Origin of the sequence: Plantibacter sp. VKM Ac-2885 (genome assembly GCF_015351205.1) — a bacterium.
Classification (GTDB): Bacteria; Actinomycetota; Actinomycetes; order Actinomycetales; family Microbacteriaceae; genus Plantibacter; species Plantibacter auratus.
The window spans coordinates 1,012,472-1,031,934 of sequence record NZ_JADKSK010000001.1 but is presented as its reverse complement, the minus strand read 5'-3'; the positions used below and the strand labels follow the sequence as shown (position 1 = coordinate 1,031,934).

Genomic DNA, 19,463 nt, shown 5'->3' with positions numbered 1-19,463 from the left:
CATGCGAGCGACCATCCCCCGCACGACCGCCCTCCTGCGCACGACCGCGGTCCTCGCAACCGGCCTCGTGCTGGGGACCGGCCTGACGAGCTGTGCGGCGAGCGCCGACGACCGCCCGCTCGTCGTCGTGACCACGAACATCCTCGGCGACGTCGTCGGTGAACTCGTCGGTGACCAGGCCGAGGTCATGACCCTCATGCCGCCCGACGCCGATCCGCACTCCTTCGAGATCTCCGCGCGGCAGGCGGCACGCATCACCGGTGCGCAGCTGCTCGTGTCGAACGGCCTGGGACTCGAGGAGGGACTCACCCAGCACCTGGAGACCGCGGCCGACGAGGGGGTGCCGATCGTCGAGGCCGGCTCGCTCGTCGACGTCCTCGAGACCGCGTCGGGCGCGACCGATCCGCACTTCTGGACCGACCCGACGCAGATGACGTCGGTCGTGGACGGGGTCACCGAGGCGTTGCTCGAGGAGATACCCACGCTCGACGCGGCCGAGCTGCAGGCGAACGCCGCCACGTACGCGGCCGAGCTCGAGGCGCTCGACGCCGAGATGGCCGAGGCGTTCGCCGCCATCCCGGCCGAGCAGCGGAAGCTCGTCACCAACCATCACGTGTTCGGGTACCTCGCCGCCCGCTACGACTTCCAGGTCATCGGCGCCGTCATCCCGAGCGGCACCACGCTCGCGGCCCCCAGCGCCTCGGACCTCGACGAACTGTCGACCGCGATCGAGGAGGCCGGCGTCCGGACGATCTTCGCCGACTCCTCGCAACCCGACCGGCTCGTGCAGGTGCTCGCCGACGAGGCGGACGTCGACGTCACCGTCGTCCCGTTGTTCACCGAGTCGTTGACCGCCGAGTCGGGCGACGCCCCCACCTACCTCACCATGATGCGCGCGAACACCGAGCGCATCGCCACCGGACTCTCGCCCTGAGCGGGCGTCCACGAACCGATAGGAAACCATGCAGCAGCACCACCGCAGTCCCCTGGCATCGCGCCTGAAGCGCGGCCGGGTCCCGTTCCTCGTCGTCGGCACCGCCGCGGCCCTCCTCCTCACCGGGTGCTCGACCGCGAGCGGCTCCGCGCCCGACGCGACTGCGTCGACCTCCGCCGACCCGCAGAGTCGGATCACCCTGACCTACGACGGCGGCCTCCTCGTCCTCGACGCCGCATCCCTCGAGGTGGTCGGCGACCTCCCCCTCGACGGGTTCAACCGGGTGAACGCCGCCGGCGATGGGCGGCACGTGCTCGTCACCACGACGAAGGGCTTCCAGGTCCTCGACACCGGGACGTGGACGGACGAGGACGGCACCTCGAAGCAGGCCGACCCGGTCCTGACCGACCTCGTCTTCCCCGCCGACACCGCAGGCCACGTCGTCCGTCACGCCGACAAGACCATCCTCTTCGCCGACGGCTCCGGCGACACGACGATCTTCGACAGCGCTGACCTCCTCGAGGCCACCGACGAGCTGCCCGAGACCGAGACCATCCCGTCGGAGGCCGCGCACCACGGTGTCGCCATCGAGCTCGAGGACGGCACCGTGCTGTCCACGATCGGCACCTCGGACGCCCGGACCGGTGTCCGGGTGCTCGACGACTCGCGCACCGAGATCGCCCGCAACGAGCAGTGCCCGTCGGTGCACGGTGAAGGCACCGTCAAGGACGAGGTCGTCGTGTTCGGCTGCAGCGACGGCGTGCTCGTCTACGACAGCGGCGTCTTCACGAAGATCCAGGCGCCGGACGCCTACGGGCGCACGGGCAACCAGTACGTCAGCGAGACGTCCTCCATCGCGGTCGGCGACTACAACAGCGACCCCGACGCCGAGGGCTACGACCTCCGCCAGCTCGCGTTCACCGACACGGTCGCGAAGACGACGAAGATCGTCGACCTGCCGGAGGGCGTCGGCTACACCTGGCGCGACGTCGCGCGAGGGCCGAGCAACGAGGTCATCGTGCTCGGCAACGACGGTTCGCTGCACATCCTCGACGAGCAGACGGGTGCCGTCACCGACACCATCGAGGTCATCGACGCCTGGGAGCCGCCGGCTGAGTGGCAGGACGCCCACCCGGCGCTCGTCGTCCAGGACGGTGTCGCCTACGTGACCGACCCGGCGACGAAGTCGATCCACGCCGTGGATCTCGCGTCGGGCGACATCACGACGGGTGAACTGCCCGGCGTCCCGAACGAGATCGCGGTCGTCACGGGCTGACCCGACCTCACCGAGAGCGCCCGTTCCGTCCTCCCCGCGTCATGCAGGGGACGGAACGGGCGCTCCCGTCGTGCGGGCCGGGCGGTCAGACGCGCTCGGGCGCTCGGAGCACCCCGGAGACGACTGGACGGGTCGCGCGAAGGGCCGCCCACACGAGCCCGATGCCACCGGCGAAGCACCCGACGATGACGAGGACCGACAGCGGGGCGAGGATGACACTGATGCTGGCCATCGGCAGGACGAGGAGGACGCCCAGTCCGGCCGAGCCCAGCGCGACCACCCGCAGGGGCAGCATGACCGCGCGACCGCGAGCCCGTTCCATCACGTCCCGCGGCACCCCCAGGCGGTCGAGGCTGACGTACAGGTCTCGCCGGTCGAGGACCGCCGACGCCTGGTTCACCCCGACGGAGCATGCGACCATGAGGAACGACGCGACGAGCGTGATGATCACGCCGGTGCGGATGTCGTCGATGAGGATGGCGCTCTCACGGTCGAGGTCGGAACCTCCGGCGGCGTCCATGAGCGCCACCCCCGTCCCGGCGACGACGGCGACGAAGCTCGTCATCGCCACGCCACTGACCTGACGCCACGCCGCCTTCGGCGACTCCAGGATCGTGCGGGCAGCGAGGAGCCGCTCCGGTGTCTTGGCACGCTTGGCCGACCCACGGCCGATCACCCCGACGACCCAGGGGCCGATCAACCCGAGCACCCCGACGCCGGCGGCGAACCCCACCCCCAGGACGGCGATCATGACGGCGACCTCCTGCAACCCCGTCACGACGGAGAGCATGCCGTAGGCGACGATCACGACGACGACCCCGACGACGATGCGCAGCCAGTGCACGGTCGGCGCCTGCTGCTTCGTGCGGACGCCGAGCGGGCTCACGTTCACCGCGCGGAGACCGATGGCGGCACTCGCTGCTGCGAGCAGCACGACACCGAGGATCACCGCGGCGATGATCGGGACACCGGCCCAGACGCCCTCGACCCCGATCGGGGAACCACCGAACGGGATGAGCCCGACGAGCGGCAGCATGCCGAGGTACAGCAGGATCCCGGCGAACGCACCGAGGAGGGCGACCCCGGCCGACTCGAGGACGGTCATCGCCGTGACCGTGCCGGGTGTCGCGCCGAGGAGTCGGAGGGTGGCGAGTCGGTCGTCGCGGCGCCGGGCGGAGAGCCGCGCGGCCGCCCCGCCGAGCGAGCCGAGCGGGACGAGCAGCAGGGCCAGCGCCAGCACACTGAGCACCTGGTAGATGAAGGCCGTCTCACCGGTCCACCGCCAGAACATCATCGCGCCGCCGAGCACCGTGAGTACGAGAGCGGTGGTCACGGCGAACGCGACCGCCGGGAGCACGATCGTCGCAGGGCTCTGCGCGCCCGGGCGGGCGAGCATCCAGGTGAGACGGACGACGGGACTGCGACCGCTGCCGGCGGGGACCGGGATCCGGGTCGGTGCGACCCCGACTGCGGCGGTCACGGTCGGGCTCCGTTCGGGACGACGCCGGTCGCCTGACCCGGGTGGGCCTGCGGCGGGTACGGCTGCGCAGCGGGCTGGGCGTACGGCTGCGGCGGGAACGGCTGCCCGGCGGGCTGCTGCTGGTACGGGGGCTGCTGCTGGTACGGGAGCTGCTGCGGCGGGTACGGCTGCTGCACCTGCTGCGGCACGGGTGCCTGCCCGGTCGCGAACTGCTGCGGCGGGGTCGGCGCGCCGACCCCGCCCGGCTGCCCGACGATCCGACCGTCGGCCAGGCGGATGGTCCGCGAGCACCGCGCGGCGACCGTCTCGTCGTGCGTCACGAGGACGAGCGTGCGTCCCTGCCCGGTCGTCGCGTGGAGCAGGGCTCCCATGACGTCGGCTGAGGTCCGGGAGTCGAGCGCGCCGGTCGGCTCGTCGGCGAAGACGATGGGGGCACCGGTCACCTGGGCGCGGGCGATCGCGACGCGCTGCGCCTGACCACCGCTCAGTTCGCCGATCCGTCGGGTCTCCATGCCGGCCAGTCCGAGGGCGGCGAGCCACGCCGCCGCGCTCGTTTCAGCGGCGATGCGCGGTGTCCCGCCGAGCATCAGCGCGATGGCGACGTTCTCGACGGCGGTCAGCTCGGGGATGAGCAGGCCCTGCTGGAAGACGAAGCCGAAGGACTCGCGCCGCAGCTGCGACCGGTGCCGTTCGTCGAGCTGGTCGACGCGGACGACGCCCGTCGGGGTGCTGAAGGCGATCGAGCCGGTGTCGGGGGTGACGATCCCGGCGAGCGCATGCATGAGCGTGGTCTTGCCGGAGCCGGAGGCACCCATGATGGCGACCGACTCACCGGGGAGGATGTCGAGGTCGACGCCGGCGAGGGCGACGGTCGGCCCGTACTGTTTCGTGAGTCCGCGTGCGGAGAGGATCGAAGTGTTCATGCTCCCATCGTCGGCGGCAGGTGTCCCTCGGCGCGTCGGCCGGGCGATGCAAGCTCCGCCGCCCGGGTCATCCGCGAGGTGGACCCGGCGTGGACCTCGCGGTCAGTTGCCGCGGCGGCGGTACTGGGCGAAGACCGCCGCGTCGGCTGCCCAGCCCGCACCGAGGAACCGGAGGCCTGTTCCGGCGTCGGTCCCGTCGGTTCCGGCCGCGGGCGCTTGCGTCGGCTCGACCGAGGCGGTGAGGTCGACCCCGGCAGCGCCGGCGGCGACGTGTGCCGTAGCGCTGACGCGCTCGGCGACCACTCCCTGCTCCGCGGCCTCGTCGCGCCGGCTCGGCATCGGCTCCGTCAGCGGGACCGCCCGCAGCGGTGCGGTGACCCGGGTGTGGACGGCGTGCGAACGGGTGATCGATGACATGTTCCCATCGTCCTGAACCCGAGCACCCGGCACATCCCGCAGTCGGGTGATCCTGCAGGGCCCGGTCTCATCCTCCGGTACCACGACAGCTGTCGGGCAACGGGCGGTGGGCAATACGCTTGCGGCATGACGAGTGCACCCCATCGCCACCAGCCGCTGCGTCCGGCGGCACGTCAGCAGCGGGTCCGGTTCCGCGCCCATCGCCCGGCCGAGGTGACGACCACCGTCAGGACGACCCTCCAGCGCCCATTCGCGATCGGCTTCGTCGGAGCACTCGGTGCCCTCGCGGCCATCCTGCTCGTCCTCACCCTCGGCTCACTGTCGACCATCCTCGTGTCCATCGCCGTCGGCCTCTTCATCGCGCTCGGCCTCGATCCGGTCGTCGTCCGGCTCGAGGCACGCGGCATCAAGCGCCCGTTCGCGATCGCGATCGTCTTCGCCGTCTTCGCCGTCCTGCTCGCGCTCCTCCTGGCCCTCGTCATCCCCGTCGTCACCCGGCAGGCCGTCGAACTCGTGAGCAACGCCCCGACCTTCCTGACCGGCATCCAGGACCAGGAGTGGTTCCGGTCCCTGAGCGACTACCTCGGTCCGGGCGTCGACCTCCAGGGCGCGCTCGACTGGCTCTACGGGGTGGCCGCCGACCCGAAGACGTGGGTCGTCCTGGCCGGCGGCGCCCTCAACCTCGGCGTCGGCATCGCGAACGGCTTCTTCGGCGGCTTCATCGCCCTCGTCCTCGCGCTCTACTTCCTCGCGTCCATGCAGGCGATGAAGAACGCGTTCTACTCCTTGGTGCCCCGTCGCTCCCGGCCACGCGTCGTGTCGATCACCGACCAGATCACCGCCTCGATCGGCGGATACGTGAGCGGCATGGTGGTGCTGGCCGGGATCAACGCCGTCCTCGGGCTCATCATGATGCTCATCGTCGGGGTGCCGTACGCCGGGATCCTCGCCGTCGTCATCTTCTTCGTGACGCTCATCCCGCTCGTCGGCTCGATCATCGCGACCGTCGTCGTCGCGACCGTCGGGCTGTTCGACTCACCGACGACGGCACTCATCGTCATCGTCTACTACCTGATCTACATGCAGATCGAGTCGTACGTGCTGACGCCGCGGGTCATGAACAAGGCGGTCGCGGTGCCCGGCGCCCTCGTCGTCATCGGCGCGATGGTGGGTGGTTCGCTCATCGGGCTGCTCGGTGCCCTCGTCTCCATCCCGGTGACGGCGTCGATCCTGCTGATCATCAAACAGGTCGTCGTGCCACGGCAGAACGCGAAGGCGTAGCCCTTCGACAAGCTCAGGGACCGGTGGTGGGCTCAGGGAGCGGAGTGCACCGGGACGGGACGACCGGCGAAGCGGATGCGGACGGACTCCCCCGCCTCCAGTCGTTCCGTCGCGCCGTGCTGCACCGCGACCAGCGTGCCGTCCGGCAGCTCGACGGTCGTGCGACGCACCGGGCCGAGGAAGCTGGACGTGAGCACGACCGCAGCGGACCCGACCTCGGGCTCCGTCGCGTCGGTGAACACGACGTCCTCAGGCCGGACGAGCGCGACGACGGCACCGTCCCCCGGCTGCTCGCCGATCACCGGCAGCACCTGCCCGAGCACGTCGACCCCACCGGGCACGAGCTCCCCCGGGATCCGGTTGCTCAGGCCGATGAACTCCGCGACGAACGGCGACGACGGCCGCGAGTAGAGCTCCTCCGGCGTCCCGATCTGCTCGATCACGCCGGCACGCATGACGGCGACCCGGTCGGCGACGGCGAGCGCCTCCTCCTGGTCGTGCGTGACGAAGAGGGTCGTGATCTGCAGCTCCGACTGGATCCGACGGATCTCGTCACGCAACTGGACGCGCACCTTGGCGTCGAGGGCGCTGAGCGGCTCGTCGAGGAGGAGGACCCGAGGACGCGTGACCAACGCCCGGGCGAGGGCGACGCGCTGCTGTTGCCCGCCCGACAGCTGGTGGGCGTAGCGGGCGGCGAGGTGGCCGAGGCCGACGAGGTCGAGGCTCTCGGCGGCACGCGTCCGTCGCTCGGCCGCGGGCACCTTCCGCATGCGCAGGCCGAACTCGACGTTCTCGAGCACCGTGAGGTGCGGGAACAGCGAGTACGACTGGAACACCATGCCGAGGTCGCGCCGGTTGGTGGGCACGGACACGACGTCGACGCCGTCGATGAGCACGCTCCCCGAGGTGATGTCCTCGAGTCCCGCCAGGCTGCGGAGCGCGGTCGTCTTCCCGCACCCCGACGGCCCCAGCAGCGCGACGAACTCGCCGGGCGCGAGGTCGAGGCTCACGCCGTCGAGGGCGCGGGCACCCGAGCCGTAGTCCTTCACGACGCGATCGAACCGCACCGCTGCGCCGGCCGGGCGTCCGTCTCCCGGCGTCGCTGCGGGTGCCGACTGGTCGATGGTGGTCATGGTGTCTCCCTGATGCGACGGATCGATCCGACGCGGCCGATGATGAACAGCAGGACGAAGGCGAAGGCGAGCGCCAGCAGGGCGAAGGCCACCGCGACGAAGGGGTCGCTCTTCGACACCTGCACGAGCGAGGTCTGCAGCGTGTTGCGTCCGAGGAGCGAGGCGATCGTGTACTCACCGAGGACGACGGCGACCGAGATGACCGACGCCGTCAGCACGCCGCGACGCAGGTTGGGCAGCAGCACGCGGACGAGGACGGTCCCCCAGCCGGCGCCGAGCGTGCGCGCGGCCTCGGCGAGGGTGCCGACGTCGACCGACTGCAGGTTCGCGGCGATCGCCCGGTAGGCGTACGGCAGCACCGTGATCCCGTAGGCGAACGCGAGCGTCCACGGCGCACTGCCGAGCAGCCTGGCCACGACGGAGTACACCGGCGCGAGTCCGACGACGAGCACGATGGCCGGGACGGTGATCGGGATGATGCAGACGAACTCGAGGACGCGCTGCAGCTTCGGGAAGCGGAGCTTCACGAGGATCATCGTCGGCAGCAGGAGCACCACGACGATCAGCACGGTCACCGCGGCGAGCACGACGGAGTTGCCGATGCCCTGGAAGAGCACCCGGTACTTCCGCGAGTTCTCCGGGTCGAGGATCGCGGCCCAGTGGCCGAGGTCGTGGCCGCCGTCGATCCCGGCGCGCAGGGTGAACTCGACCATCGACAGGATCGGGACGGCGAACACCACCGCGACGACGACGAGGATGATGCGGCTGGTGAGCTTCGACGGCGTGGCCGAGTCGCGGACGGCGCTCATCGCTGCCACCGTTCCGTCCGCGCCTGGAGGGCGGAGTAGGCCGTCATCATGACGACCATCACGACGATCATCCCGATCGCGAGCGAACCGGCGAGGTTCTCCCGGCCGAGCACGGTCTCGCTGATGAGCGCGCCGCGGATCTGCAGCGGCACGATCTGCGCCCCCTGGCTGATGAGCGCGGCGGCGGTCGCATAGCTCGAGAACGCGTTCGCGAACAACAGCAGGAGCGACCCGAGGAAGGAGGGGGCGAGGATCGGCATCGCGATCCGAGTCCAGTAGGTGAAGCGGGTGCCGCCGAGGGTCGCGTTCGCCTCGGACCAGGTCCGCTTCAACCCCTCCATCGCCGGCATGAAGGTGATGACCATGAGCGGCACCTGGAAGTACAGGTACGGCAGGAGGAGGCCTGGGACCTGGTAGAGCCAGACGCCGTCGGCGAAGAGGTCGACCCCGAGGCGGTCCTTGAGGAACACGGTCACGAGGCCCTGGATGCCGATGGTCGCGATGAAGGCGAAGGCGAGCATGACGCCGCCGAACTGGGCGAGGACACTCGAGGCCGCGTCGACGAAGGTGCGGATGAGCCCGTCTGGCCGGACCGCGAGGAGCGCGTAACAGACGAGGGCGCCGATGACGGCTCCGGCGACCGCGGTGACGGCAGAGACCCAGAAGGAGCTGGCGAAGGCCCCGAGGACCGCCGGCTCGGCGAGCGCCGTGAGGTTGTCGAGCGTGAACGCGCCGTCGCCGTCGAAGAAGCCGGTGGCGAGCGCGAGGAACGTCGGGACCGCGAGGAAGAGCAGGGCGTACAGGGCGAACGGCGTCAGGCCGAGGACCGCCCAGCGCGGACGGCGGCGGGGGCGCGCCGCGGCGGGTTCGGCCGAAGCGTCCGATGCGTCGGTCGGCGGGAGCGAGACGGCGGGGCCGGCGTGTGCCGACCCCGCCTCACTCCGCCGGGTGGCGGAGGCACTCATCAGGAGATCGCTGCCGCCCACTTCTCGGCGAGCAGCGAGGTGGCCTGCTCGGTCTGCTCGGGCGTGAACTGCACGAGGTCGGCGGGCATCTCGCCCACGGCGTCGAGGGCCTTCTGGTCGACGGTGTCGGCCTCGACCATCGCGGCGAGGGTCGACGGGTACGCGCCGGCGGCGAGGTACAGGTTCTGCGCCTCGGGGCTGAAGATGAACTCCTGCCAGAGTCGCGCGGCCGCGGGGTGCGGGGCGTCCACGTTGATGGCCTGGTTGTAGTAGCTGCCGACGGCCGAGCCCGGGAGGACGGTGGTCTTCCAGTTGCGCTGGCCCTCGTTCTCGGTCGCGGCGGCGAGGTTGTTGTAGCTCCAGTCGATCACGACGGGGGTCTCACCCGAGGCGATCGTCGCCGGGGTCGGGTCGAGGGGCAGGAAGTTGCCCGCCTGGTTGAGCTTCTGGAAGAAGTCGACACCGGGCTGGATGTCGTCGGCCGAACCACCGGACTGCAGGGCGGCGAGGTAGACGCCGGCTGCGGCGGCACCGGCCTGGGTCGGGTCGCCGTTCAGCGCGACCTTGCCCGTGAACTCGGAGCCGAGGAGGTCGTCGAGCGACTTCGGTGCCGGGACGGCGTCCGCGTCATAGCCGATGGAGACGAGGCCGGTGTAGTCGTAGACCCACAGGCCGGTCTTCTCCTTCGAGCCCTCCGGGATGTCGTCCCAGTTGGCGACCTGGTACGGCGCGAACTGGTCGAGGTTGTCGAGGGCGACGGCGGAGCCGAGGTCGAAGACGTCGGGAGCGGTGTCCTGGCCCTGCTGGTTCTTCGCGGCCGTGATCTCCTCGGCGCTCGAGACGTCGGGGTCGGCCGAGTTGACCGTGATGTCGTACTTGTCCTCGAACGCGGAGATGATCTTCCCGTAGTTCGCCCAGGTGTCGGGGAGGGCGATGACGTTGAGCTGGCCTTCGGCCTTCGCCGCCTCGACGAGCGCGTCCATCCCGCCGAAGTCCTCGGCGGAGGTCGCCTGCTTGGCGTCGACGTCGGAGCCGGCTCCGGTGTCCGCTCCGGCGGAGCATGCGGTGAGCGCGGTCGCTGCGAGCGCGACGATGGCGAGGGCGGTCATACGCCTGGTGTTCACGGTTCCTCCAGTGACGTCGGCGGCCGCCCGTGCTGTCGGGCCGTCGGATACCGCGTCCGTCGTCTGGAGGACAAGCTAGGGTCGCGACGTAGCGCGATCGGGGCCTGCCGGTGTCGCGCAGGTGAACAGTGCCCTTCGACAAGCTCAGGGACCGGGCGGGGGGGCTGAGGGACCTGGCGGGGGGGCTCAGGGACCTGGCGGGGGGCTCCGGGGCCGCGTCAGCCGCGGAGGGCCACGGGGCCGGGGCTCCTGGCGAGGCGCTCCTCGAGACCGGCCCGGACCTCCGGCCACTCCTCGGCGAGCACGGAGAACAGTGCGGTGGTCCGCCACGTGCCGTCGGCCCGCTGCTTGTCGCGGCGGATGAGCCCCTCGAACGTGGCCCCGAGGCGCAGGATCGCGGTGCGTGAGCGCTCATTGCGCTCGTCGGCCTGGATCTTCACCCGGCCGAAGCCTGCGTCGAAGGCGAGTCCGAGGAGCAGCAGCTTCGTCTCGGCGTTGACGGCGGTGCCCCAGACGCGCGGGTCGTACGCGGTCCAACCGAGGTGGGCGGCCTCCCCCGGCTCGTCGAAGTCGCCGAGCGTGGACGTGCCGACGAGGAGCCCGTCGTGTTCGCCGCCGACGAGCCGGATGACGTAGGTGTTGCGCACGCCGGTCGTGAAGTAGCCGTCCGCGAAGGCGTCGAACTCGGCCTGCGTCGTCGGCAGCCCCGCAGGTCCGCCGCCGTAGCCGCCGGCGAAGACCTCCGGGTGCGCGATCGCCGTGAACAGCTCCGGATAGTGCGCGCTTTCCAGCGGTTCGAGGCGGATGGTCCGGCCGTCGATGGGACGGGGCTCAGGGCGTCGTGCGGTCACCGTTCCACCGTATCCGGTGGCGGGCGTCGCGCGAGGACCGGTCTCGCGGTCAGGCGAGGATGAGGCAGGTGGGCGAACCGGCGTCGAGCGTCCCGAGGAGCGTCGTCGGGACCCCCGTGCGCTCGTCGAGCCGGAAGCTCGCGATGGAGTTCGACAGCTGGTTCGCGACGTGCAGGAAGCGACCCGACTCCCGGTGGTGGCGCGGCATCGTCCCGCCGCACTCGACGTCGGCCACGGCCTCGACCCGCGAACCGTCGCCGGTGACGCGCAAGGTGGCGATGCGGTCGCTCCCGCGGACGCCGACGTGCAGCTGCTCCCGCGAGGCGGCGAGGCTGATCTCAGCGCCCGTGTCGCCCTCGGACACGCCCTCCGAGGCCGCGACGGTCGCCGCGAGGATGTGCCAGTGCCCGTCGGTGCCGTCGACACCGAGCGTGAAGACCTCGACCGAGTATTCGGTGATGACGTGGAGGTGGCCGCTCGGGTGGACGACGAGGTGTCGCGGACCCGTGCCGCGCGGGAACACGACGGTGTGGTCGAGCACCAACCGCGACCCACGGAGCTGCCAGATGCGGACCGTGTCGTGGCCGAGGTCGGTGGTCGCGATGCGGCCGTCCGGGAGGAGCGCCGAGGCGTGCGCGCGCGACGGTCGGGACGGCAGGGCCTCGCCGACAGCGGCCTCCAGCGCGAGCAGCGTGAGCGCGTCCTCGCCCGCGTCCGCGGACTCCGCAGCGAGCGCGGTGGGCGACGCCCAGGGGTCGACGGACGCCTCGCCGAGACGCGGGTCGCCGGCGAACGCCGCGTTCTCCGCGAGCGGGACGGTCACGACCCGACCGTCGCCGTAGCAACTCGCGATGAGCATGTCAGCACCGGGGACCGTCGCGACGTGGCACACCGAGTCGCCGGCTTCGATGGGCTTGCCGAACGGGGCGAGCCCGAACTCTCCGGAACGTTTGAACGCTTCGACGGCGCCGGTCGACTCGCTCGCCGCATAGACGATCGGCAGCGTCGGGTGCAGGGTCAGGAACGAGGGCGACTGCGCCTCCGACGACTGCACGAGGCGGAGGGTGCCCGCCTCGTCCTGGCGCAGCAGGCTGATGCCGGCACCGGTGCCGTCGGCCTCCGAGGTGTAGGAACCGAGCAGGAGGTAGGGGTTGTCGTCGCTCACCCCCACAGTCTCCCACCTGCGCCGTCTCGCACCGGCGCCCGCTCAGGAGATGCGGCGGGCGCGGACGCCGGCCGCGTACTCCTTCGGGGTCATGCCGATCGCCTCACGCACGATCCGGATGAGCGTCGCGCGGGTGATCCCGAGCGCGTTCGCGAGGGTGACGAGCGAGAGGTCGGGATCGTCGTCGAGGGTCGCCAGAGCGCGCCGGACCCGCGGGTCGAGCGCACCGGCGTCGCGCTGGGCACGCACCGCCGGCCGAGGCCTGACCTCACCGCTCGTGAGCTCCTCGACCGGTGGCAGCCCGGGCAGGGACGGCTGACTGGATTCGTCCACCATGGCGCGTTCGACGCTCGTCGTTCGCTACTCGGATCAGTCGACAAGGTCGTGACGCACGACGATCGCGTCGCGGCCGGGACCCACGCCGATCGCGGAGATGCGCGAACCGCTCATCGCCTCGAGCGCCAGCACGTAGTCCTGGGCGTTCTTCGGGAGGTCCTCGAAGCGGCGGACACCGGTGATGTCTTCCTGCCAGCCGGGGAACTCCTCGTAGATCGGGACGGCGTGGTGGAAGTCGGTCTGCGAGACCGGCACCTCGTCGACCCGGACGCCGTCGACCTCGTAGGCGACGCACACCGGGATGGTGGCGAGGTCGTCGAGGATGTCGAGCTTCGTCAGGACGAAGTCGGTGACGCCGTTGATGCGCGCCGCGTACCGGGCGATCGGGGCGTCGTACCAGCCGACGCGACGCGGACGACCGGTCGTCGTGCCGAACTCGAAGCCCTTCGAGCGGAGGTAGTCGCCGGACTCGTCGAACAGCTCGGTCGGGAACGGGCCGGCGCCGACGCGGGTCGTGTAGGCCTTGACGATGCCGATGACGCGGTCGAGGCGGTTCGGTGCGACACCGGAGCCGGTCGCGGCACCACCCGAGGTCGCGTTGGAGGAGGTGACGAAGGGATAGGTGCCGTGGTCGACGTCGAGCATCGTGGCCTGGCCACCCTCGAAGAGGACGATCTTGCCGTCGTCGAGCGCCTCGTTCAGCACGAGCGCGGTGTCCGCCACCATCGGGCGGAGTCGCTCGGCGTAGGCGAGGAGGTCGGCCACGATCTCGTCGACCGTGATGGCGCGGCGGTTGAAGACCTTGACCAGCAGGTGGTTCTTCTGGTCGAGGGCGCCCTCGACCTTCTGGCGCAGGATGTTCTCGTCGAAGAGGTCCTGGATGCGGATGCCGACGCGGTTGATCTTGTCGGCGTAGGCCGGGCCGATGCCACGGCCGGTGGTGCCGATCTGACGCTTGCCGAGGAAGCGCTCCGTCACCTTGTCGATGGTGCGGTGGTACTGGGTGATGACGTGCGCGTTGGCGCTCACGAGGAGGCGCGAGACGTCGATGCCGCGGGCCTGGAGTGCCTCGAGCTCGTGGAACAGCACCTCGATGTCGATGACGACACCGTTGGAGATGACGGGGACGACGCCGCTCGTCAGGATGCCGGACGGCAGGAGGTGGAGCGCGTACTTCTCGTCACCGATGACGACCGTGTGCCCCGCGTTGTTGCCGCCGTTGAACTTCACGACGTAGTCGATGCGGTCACCGAGCAGGTCGGTGGCCTTCCCCTTGCCTTCGTCGCCCCACTGGGCGCCGACGATCACGATTGCTGGCATCTGGATGCCGCCCCTTCCGGATTCTCGTGTGCCCGGCGGATCCGCTGGGGAACCACGCCCTGACAGGCCGGACGCCCACCCTCTGCGGGCGGGCGTCTCGTGCACGCACCCCTCCATCGTACCGGAGGAGGGTCACGGGCACCGAGTCCCAGGCTGCGCTCGATACCATGAGGGGATGTTCAGGCCTCGGGCGGCCGTCCTGCCTGCCGATCGCCCTCGACGACCGTCCTCTCGACCGACCGAACGGAACCCATGACCTCCTTGCCGCGCCTCGTCGCCTTCGACCTCGACGACACCCTCGCCCCGTCGAAGTCCGCGCTCGACCCTCGCATGGCCGAACTGTTCGTCGCGCTCCTCGAACGCACCTCGGTGTGCATCATCTCGGGCGGCCAGATCGTGCAGTTCCAGAACCAGGTGCTCGACCGGCTCGGAGCCGCGTCGCCCGAGGCCCTCGGCCGACTGCACCTCATGCCCACCTGCGGCACCCGGTACGACCGCTTCGACGGCACCGCGTGGGTCACCGTCTACAAGCACGACCTCACCGACGACCAGAAGGCCCGCGCCATGGGCGCTCTCGAGACCGAGGCCAAGCGACTCGGCCTCTGGGCCGACGAGACCTGGGGACCGATCCTCGAGGACCGCGGCTCGCAGATCACCTTCTCCGCCCTCGGGCAGGCCGCGCCGGTCGCCGAGAAGACCGCCTGGGACCCCGACGGCGCGAAGAAGGAGTCGCTGCGCGCCGCCGTGCAGGCGCTGCTCCCCGACCTCGAGGTCCGATCCGGCGGCTCGACCTCCGTCGACATCACCATGGCGGGCGTCGACAAGGCGTTCGGCATGACGCGGCTCGCCGAGCACACGGGCATCCCGCTTGAAGAGATGGTCTTCGTCGGCGACCGTCTCGACGAGGGCGGCAACGACTACCCGGTCCTCGCGCTCGGGGTGCCGTCGGTGGCCGTGCACGGCTGGCAGGACACCGCGGCGTACCTGGAATCGCTCGGCCTGTAGGGCGTCGGTCCGGCCCTTCGACAGGCTCAGGAACCGGGGACGCGGCCTGCCCTTCGACAGGCTCAGGAACCGGGGACGCGGCCTGCCCTTCGACAGGCTCAGGGACCGGGGAGGGAGCTCAGGAACCGGGACCGACAGGCTCAGGGACCGGGGAAGGGCTAGTCGGAGCCGAGGATGACGATCGCGGAGGTCGGCGGGGCCGCCGCCGCGACGAGGTACTCGATCTCCTCCGACGCGGTGGGGTCGGCCTCGCGCAGGAAGATGTCGAGACGCTCGACCTCTTCGGTCTCGCCGATCGCCTTCGCGGAGCGGCGGAGCGCGTAGAGCGAGCGCAGCACCCCGCGGTTCGGCGCGTGCGACCATGGGATCGGGCCCTGACCGCGCCAGCCGGCGCCACGGAGCGAGTCCAGGCCGCGGTGGTACCCGACCCGAGCGGCCGCGTAGCCGGGGATCGGCGATTGAGGGTCGTGGACCGCGTCGGCGAGGAGTGCCCAGCCGAGCGAGGAGCGGGGGTGGGCCGCGAGGAGGTCCGCCAGCGCCTCGATCGAACCGACAGCCGCGTGGAACTCGGCATCGGTGGCGCTGTCGTCCGGCAGCAGTGTCGGAGGGGTTGCCATCAGATTCTCACCGGTCATCGTTCAACCATAGCTCCGTTCCCAGGCCCTGGCGTGGGAGGAAGCTGGCAGCCCTCGCTGAGAGCTCGCCGCATCCGCCGACATCGATATTGCACACCGCTGTGCAAGATAGTACGATCGCTGTCATGACCACCACCCAAGCGCCCGCGAGCGGGTCGCGCGCCCCTCGTCGCGACGCCGCGGAGAACCGCGTCGCGCTGCTCGAAGCCGCCCGCCTGGCGCTCCGCAGCGACCCCGACGCCAGCCTCGAGACCATCGCGGCCGCCGCCGGCCTCACCCGCCGTTCGGTGTACGGACACTTCGCCACGCGCGACGAACTCGTGAACGCCGTCGTCGTGGCGGGGGCCGAGCGCGTCGCCTCGTCGATCACGGCCGTCCAGGGCGACGACCCGCTCACCACCATCGCGCTCATCGGCGACGTCCTGTGGGCCCAGGTGGACCACGTCCGGATCATGGCGCCGCTCGCCGTCCGCGGGCCGCTCCGCGCCGTCACGGCGGCCGCCCTCGAACCCGTCAGGACCCTCCTCCTCCGCACCGTCGAGGCGGGCGTCGCGGACGGCTCCATCCGCCCCGACATCGACGCAGGCGTGCTCGCCCGACTCGTCGAGAGCACGGCCGTCGGGGTACTCGAGGAGGCGACCCGATCCGGCCTCTCGACGAGCGCCGGCCGCCGACTCGTCATGCTCGCCACCCTCGGGGCGGTCGGTCTGTCGTGGCAGGACGCCACGGCGGTCGCCGACCGCGCCGACACCGAACGACACACCACCGGTATGAACGAGGAGTCCTCCCATGCGCGTTGAACTCGACGGCGTCTCCAAGGGCAAGGGCGGCATCGTCCTCGAGCCGACCTCCCTCTCCTTCCGGACGGGCGAGGCGACCTTCGCCCGCGCCGAGACCGAGCAGCGGCCGACCGTCCTCGGCCTCATCGCCTCCGGCCGGATGATGCCCGACACCGGCACCGTCCTCGTCGACGGGGCGACCGACCGCAAGACGATGCGCCGCGTGATCGCCCTCATCGACGCCCCCGACGTCTCCGAACCGGCCAGCGGCGTCGCGGTCTCCGGCGTCGTCGCCGAGGAGCTCATGTTCGCCGGCCGGGCGAGCCACCCCTTCGCCGTCGCGCGGTTCCTCGAGTCGCTCGACCTCGCGCACCTCGCGAAGCAGCCGATCTCGACCGTCGCACCGACCGACCGCGTGCGGCTCCTCACCGAGCTCGCGGTCCTCCGGGAGGACGTCACCGCGCTCGTCCTCGTCTCCCCCGACCGCCACGGCGGCGACCCGCTCGAGTGGTGGAACCTCGCCCGCAAGCTCGCCGCCCGTGGCTACGGCGTCCTCGTGATCGCCGGCGACGCCTCGGCGACCGCCATCAACGCCACCGCCGACGCCCCGGTGTCCGAGAACGCCACGGACGAACTCGTCCCCCTCTTCCAGCAGGACTGGTCGTGACGCACACCGTGCACCACGACCGTCCAGCCCTCCCCTCATCCCGCACCACCCGTCCCCAGAAGGACCTCCTGTGAAGATCTTCGCGATGATCCGCGCCGAACTGTCCCGCCTGTGGGCCACGCCCATGTCGCGGCTCGCCCTCGTCGCCCTCATGTGCGTCCCGTTGCTCTACGGCGGCCTGTACCTCTGGGCGAACCAGGACCCGTACGCCAAGCTCGACCAGGTTCCCGTGGCGCTCGTCGTCGAGGACACCGGTGCGCCGGCGACCGACGACACGACCGGCGATGCGACAGGCGAGACGGAGAACTACGGCGACGACATCGCCGACCAGCTCATCGAGGACGGATCGTTCGCCTGGCACGAGGTCAGCGCGGCCGACGCCGCCCGGGGCGTGAACGACGGCACCTTCGACTTCAGCGTCACGATCCCCGCCGACTTCTCGACCTCCCTCACCTCCGCGTCGGGCGACGCCCCGCAGCAGGCGACGGTCCAGCTCACGACGAACGACGCCAACAGCTACCTGGCGACGACGATCGGTGAGCAGGCGGTCAAGCAGATCAAGGCGACCATCGTGCAGACGGTGAACCGCCAGGCCGCCGGCCGGTTCCTCATCGCGCTCGACACGATCAAGACGAAGCTCGTCGACGCCACCTCGGGCGCGACGCAGCTGGCCGACGGCGCACAGCAGGCCTTCGACGGCGCCGGGACCGCCCAGGCCGGTGCGGCGACCCTCGCCTCCGGCACCGCGCAGATCGCCTCGGGGACGGCCAGCCTGCCCGCCCAGACCGACCAGCTGGCCTCGGGCGCCGAGCAGGTGGCGTCCGGGACGTCGACCCTCGCCGGCAAGGGCGACGAGGTCGGCGCGGCCGCCCAGCGACTCGTGGACTCGATCCCCACGGCCCGTGCGCAGATCTCCCAGACCCTCGCGGAGAACGGCTTCACCCCCGAGCAGATCGCCCAGGTGCTGGCACTGCTCGACCCGGTGGCCGCCGACGCCACGACGGCGAACGAGCGCGTCCAGACCGTCGTCTCGCAGGTCGACCAGCTCAACAGCGGTGCCCAGCAGGTCGCCGGGGGCGCCCGGACGCTGAGCGACGCCATGCCCGCGCTCGCCTCGGGGACGCAGCAGGCCGCCGACGGTGCCGCATCGTTGCAGACCGGCCTCACGACCCTGCAGACGGGCCTCGGCACCCTCCGTGACGGCATCGTCACCCTCCGCGACGGTCTGCAGTCCGGCGCGGACGCCATCCCCGCGACCACCGCGGACTCCCGCGAACTCCAGGCCAAGACGATCGCCGATCCGGTCAAACTGACCAACTCCTCGGTGACGAGCGCGGGCACCTACGGGGCAGGACTCGCTCCGTTCTTCGTCAGCCTCGCCGCCTGGATCGGCATCTACGCGCTCTTCCTCATCGTCAAGCCGGTCTCGCGGCGCGCCATCACCGCGCTCCACAGCCCCATCAAGGTGACCGTCGCCGGTTGGCTCACGCCGGGCCTCCTCGGCACGATCCAGATGGTCGCGCTGTTCGGGATCCTCGCCGGCGCCCTGCACTTCGAGGTCCACAACCCGCTCGCGACCTACGGGATGATGGCGCTCGCGTCCCTCACCTTCGCGGCGATCATCCTGACCCTCAACGTGTGGTTCGGCAGCGTCGGGCAGTTCCTCGGCCTCGTGCTCATGGTCGCCCAGCTCGTCACCGCCGGCGGGACGTTCCCGTGGCAGACACTCCCGGCGCCGCTCGCGGCCCTGCATCACGTGCTCCCGATGTCCTACGCGGTCGACGGCATGCGCCAGTTGATGTACGGCGGACGGATGGACGCCGCGCTGCAGGACGCCGGGGTCCTGCTCGCCTGGCTGGCGATCGCGCTGAGCCTCTCGGCGATCGGCGTGACGCGGATGACGCACGCCAGGACGCTCCGCGACCTCCGACCGAGCCTCATCGGCTAGGCACCGGTCGAGCGCGCAGGAGCTCGCGCAGGAGCGTCGTCCTCGGGTGGGACGACGCTCCGGCGCGTGTGGTCCGCCTGCTGCGTGCGACGCCCATTCGGGTCGGGCATCGTTCGACGTCGGCGTCTGAATGCCGCGTCGATCCGGGTTCGGGTCCGCCCGACAGCGTTGCACTCCCTTGAGTGATCGACCGGAGGCGCGATCATGACGCGGAACGCGGCAGATTCTCTGGAACGTCGTCGAGCCACCGGACGGACCGGCCGTCGTCCGTGGCGGAGACCCCGCCGTCGTACCCCGGAAACACCGGAGGCCGCCGGGAGTGGGGGGACTCCCGGCGGCCACCGGTGCGACGGAACGGGCGCGTTCCGTCTGGAACAGCTGAGCGGCGTGGTTCGGGCCACGGCGACCAGCTGCG

The 19,463-nt window shown here is 71.1% G+C and carries 18 protein-coding genes and 1 pseudogene; 7 read left to right on the top strand and 12 right to left on the bottom strand.

Annotated features, from left to right (window positions below; genetic code table 11):
• Nucleotide 1: 1 nt before the first annotated feature.
• Together aztC and aztD are read left to right on the top strand one after the other, a co-directional pair.
• Complete coding sequence (gene aztC, locus ITJ66_RS05035) at nucleotides 2-934, top strand: zinc ABC transporter substrate-binding protein AztC (protein WP_194643810.1); 933 nt, start codon at nucleotides 2-4, stop codon at nucleotides 932-934.
• A gap of 28 nt (nucleotides 935-962) precedes the next feature.
• On the top strand, nucleotides 963-2,210 hold the full coding sequence (gene aztD / locus ITJ66_RS05030) for a zinc metallochaperone AztD (protein WP_228501493.1): 1,248 nt from the start codon (nucleotides 963-965) through the stop codon (nucleotides 2,208-2,210).
• An 85-nt stretch (nucleotides 2,211-2,295) separates the two neighbouring features.
• Here aztD and ITJ66_RS05025 read toward each other — a convergent pair whose 3' ends face one another.
• The 3 genes and pseudogenes from ITJ66_RS05025 to ITJ66_RS05015 all read right to left on the bottom strand — a co-directional run bounded on the left by ITJ66_RS05025 (nucleotide 2,296) and on the right by ITJ66_RS05015 (nucleotide 5,030).
• On the bottom strand, nucleotides 2,296-3,690 hold the full coding sequence (locus ITJ66_RS05025) for an FtsX-like permease family protein (protein WP_370582571.1): 1,395 nt from the start codon (nucleotides 3,688-3,690) through the stop codon (nucleotides 2,296-2,298).
• Nucleotides 3,691-3,935: 245 nt separating this feature from the next.
• Nucleotides 3,936-4,613 (bottom strand): annotated as a pseudogene (locus ITJ66_RS05020) (ABC transporter ATP-binding protein); the annotation flags it as partial.
• Nucleotides 4,614-4,715: 102 nt separating this feature from the next.
• The gene (locus ITJ66_RS05015; RefSeq protein ID WP_086474678.1) at nucleotides 4,716-5,030 is read right to left on the bottom strand and encodes a hypothetical protein; all 315 of its coding nucleotides are present in this window, start codon (nucleotides 5,028-5,030) and stop codon (nucleotides 4,716-4,718) included.
• A gap of 126 nt (nucleotides 5,031-5,156) precedes the next feature.
• On the opposite strand from ITJ66_RS05015, the gene ITJ66_RS05010 reads away from it, so the two are divergent.
• Entirely contained in the window at nucleotides 5,157-6,311 is a 1,155-nt protein-coding gene (locus ITJ66_RS05010) for an AI-2E family transporter (RefSeq protein ID WP_194643808.1), read from the top strand.
• 32 nt (nucleotides 6,312-6,343) lie between these two features.
• Here ITJ66_RS05010 and ITJ66_RS05005 read toward each other — a convergent pair whose 3' ends face one another.
• From ITJ66_RS05005 to ITJ66_RS04970, 8 genes are all read right to left on the bottom strand, one after another.
• Nucleotides 6,344-7,444: an ABC transporter ATP-binding protein gene (locus ITJ66_RS05005; protein WP_194643806.1), complete on the bottom strand. Its 1,101-nt coding sequence runs from the start codon at nucleotides 7,442-7,444 to the stop codon at nucleotides 6,344-6,346.
• Nucleotides 7,441-8,253 (bottom strand): ABC transporter permease, encoded by an 813-nt coding sequence (locus tag ITJ66_RS05000; RefSeq protein WP_085512186.1) that lies wholly within the window; start codon nucleotides 8,251-8,253, stop codon nucleotides 7,441-7,443. Before ITJ66_RS05000 ends, ITJ66_RS05005 begins: the two co-directional genes overlap by 4 nt.
• On the bottom strand, nucleotides 8,250-9,218 hold the full coding sequence (locus ITJ66_RS04995) for an ABC transporter permease subunit (protein ID WP_228501491.1): 969 nt from the start codon (nucleotides 9,216-9,218) through the stop codon (nucleotides 8,250-8,252). The genes ITJ66_RS05000 and ITJ66_RS04995 overlap by 4 nt, the downstream gene beginning before the upstream one ends.
• Complete coding sequence (locus tag ITJ66_RS04990) at nucleotides 9,218-10,327, bottom strand: ABC transporter substrate-binding protein (protein ID WP_194643804.1); 1,110 nt, start codon at nucleotides 10,325-10,327, stop codon at nucleotides 9,218-9,220. The genes ITJ66_RS04995 and ITJ66_RS04990 overlap by 1 nt, the downstream gene beginning before the upstream one ends.
• 233 nt (nucleotides 10,328-10,560) lie before the next feature.
• A complete protein-coding gene (locus ITJ66_RS04985) occupies nucleotides 10,561-11,193 on the bottom strand; it encodes a GNAT family N-acetyltransferase (protein ID WP_124768619.1) in 633 nt (210 codons plus the stop codon).
• 49 nt (nucleotides 11,194-11,242) lie between these two features.
• Nucleotides 11,243-12,358: a beta-propeller fold lactonase family protein gene (locus ITJ66_RS04980; RefSeq protein WP_194643802.1), complete on the bottom strand. Its 1,116-nt coding sequence runs from the start codon at nucleotides 12,356-12,358 to the stop codon at nucleotides 11,243-11,245.
• 42 nt (nucleotides 12,359-12,400) lie between these two features.
• Nucleotides 12,401-12,694 carry a winged helix-turn-helix transcriptional regulator gene (locus ITJ66_RS04975; protein WP_079705009.1) on the bottom strand — a complete coding sequence of 98 codons (294 nt, stop codon included), beginning with the start codon at nucleotides 12,692-12,694 and terminating at the stop codon, nucleotides 12,401-12,403.
• A 33-nt stretch (nucleotides 12,695-12,727) separates the two neighbouring features.
• Nucleotides 12,728-14,014 carry an adenylosuccinate synthase gene (locus tag ITJ66_RS04970; protein WP_064295554.1) on the bottom strand — a complete coding sequence of 429 codons (1,287 nt, stop codon included), beginning with the start codon at nucleotides 14,012-14,014 and terminating at the stop codon, nucleotides 12,728-12,730.
• Between the two features lie 252 nt (nucleotides 14,015-14,266).
• Here ITJ66_RS04970 and ITJ66_RS04965 point away from each other — a divergent pair, with 252 nt between their 5' ends.
• Nucleotides 14,267-15,019 (top strand): HAD-IIB family hydrolase, encoded by a 753-nt coding sequence (locus tag ITJ66_RS04965; RefSeq protein WP_064295553.1) that lies wholly within the window; start codon nucleotides 14,267-14,269, stop codon nucleotides 15,017-15,019.
• Between the two features lie 158 nt (nucleotides 15,020-15,177).
• On the opposite strand, the gene ITJ66_RS04960 is transcribed toward ITJ66_RS04965, so the two are convergent.
• Nucleotides 15,178-15,654 carry a DUF3151 domain-containing protein gene (locus ITJ66_RS04960; protein WP_194643800.1) on the bottom strand — a complete coding sequence of 159 codons (477 nt, stop codon included), beginning with the start codon at nucleotides 15,652-15,654 and terminating at the stop codon, nucleotides 15,178-15,180.
• A 125-nt stretch (nucleotides 15,655-15,779) separates the two neighbouring features.
• Here ITJ66_RS04960 and ITJ66_RS04955 point away from each other — a divergent pair, with 125 nt between their 5' ends.
• The 3 genes from ITJ66_RS04955 (at nucleotide 15,780) to ITJ66_RS04945 (ending at nucleotide 19,048) form a co-directional block, all read left to right on the top strand.
• Nucleotides 15,780-16,454: a TetR/AcrR family transcriptional regulator gene (locus ITJ66_RS04955; protein WP_086473086.1), complete on the top strand. Its 675-nt coding sequence runs from the start codon at nucleotides 15,780-15,782 to the stop codon at nucleotides 16,452-16,454.
• Nucleotides 16,444-17,100, top strand: coding sequence for a hypothetical protein (locus ITJ66_RS04950; RefSeq protein ID WP_191940444.1), 657 nt, complete (start codon nucleotides 16,444-16,446; stop codon nucleotides 17,098-17,100). Before ITJ66_RS04955 ends, ITJ66_RS04950 begins: the two co-directional genes overlap by 11 nt.
• Nucleotides 17,101-17,170: 70 nt before the next feature.
• On the top strand, nucleotides 17,171-19,048 hold the full coding sequence (locus ITJ66_RS04945) for a YhgE/Pip domain-containing protein (RefSeq protein ID WP_192018810.1): 1,878 nt from the start codon (nucleotides 17,171-17,173) through the stop codon (nucleotides 19,046-19,048).
• Nucleotides 19,049-19,463: the final 415 nt, after the last annotated feature.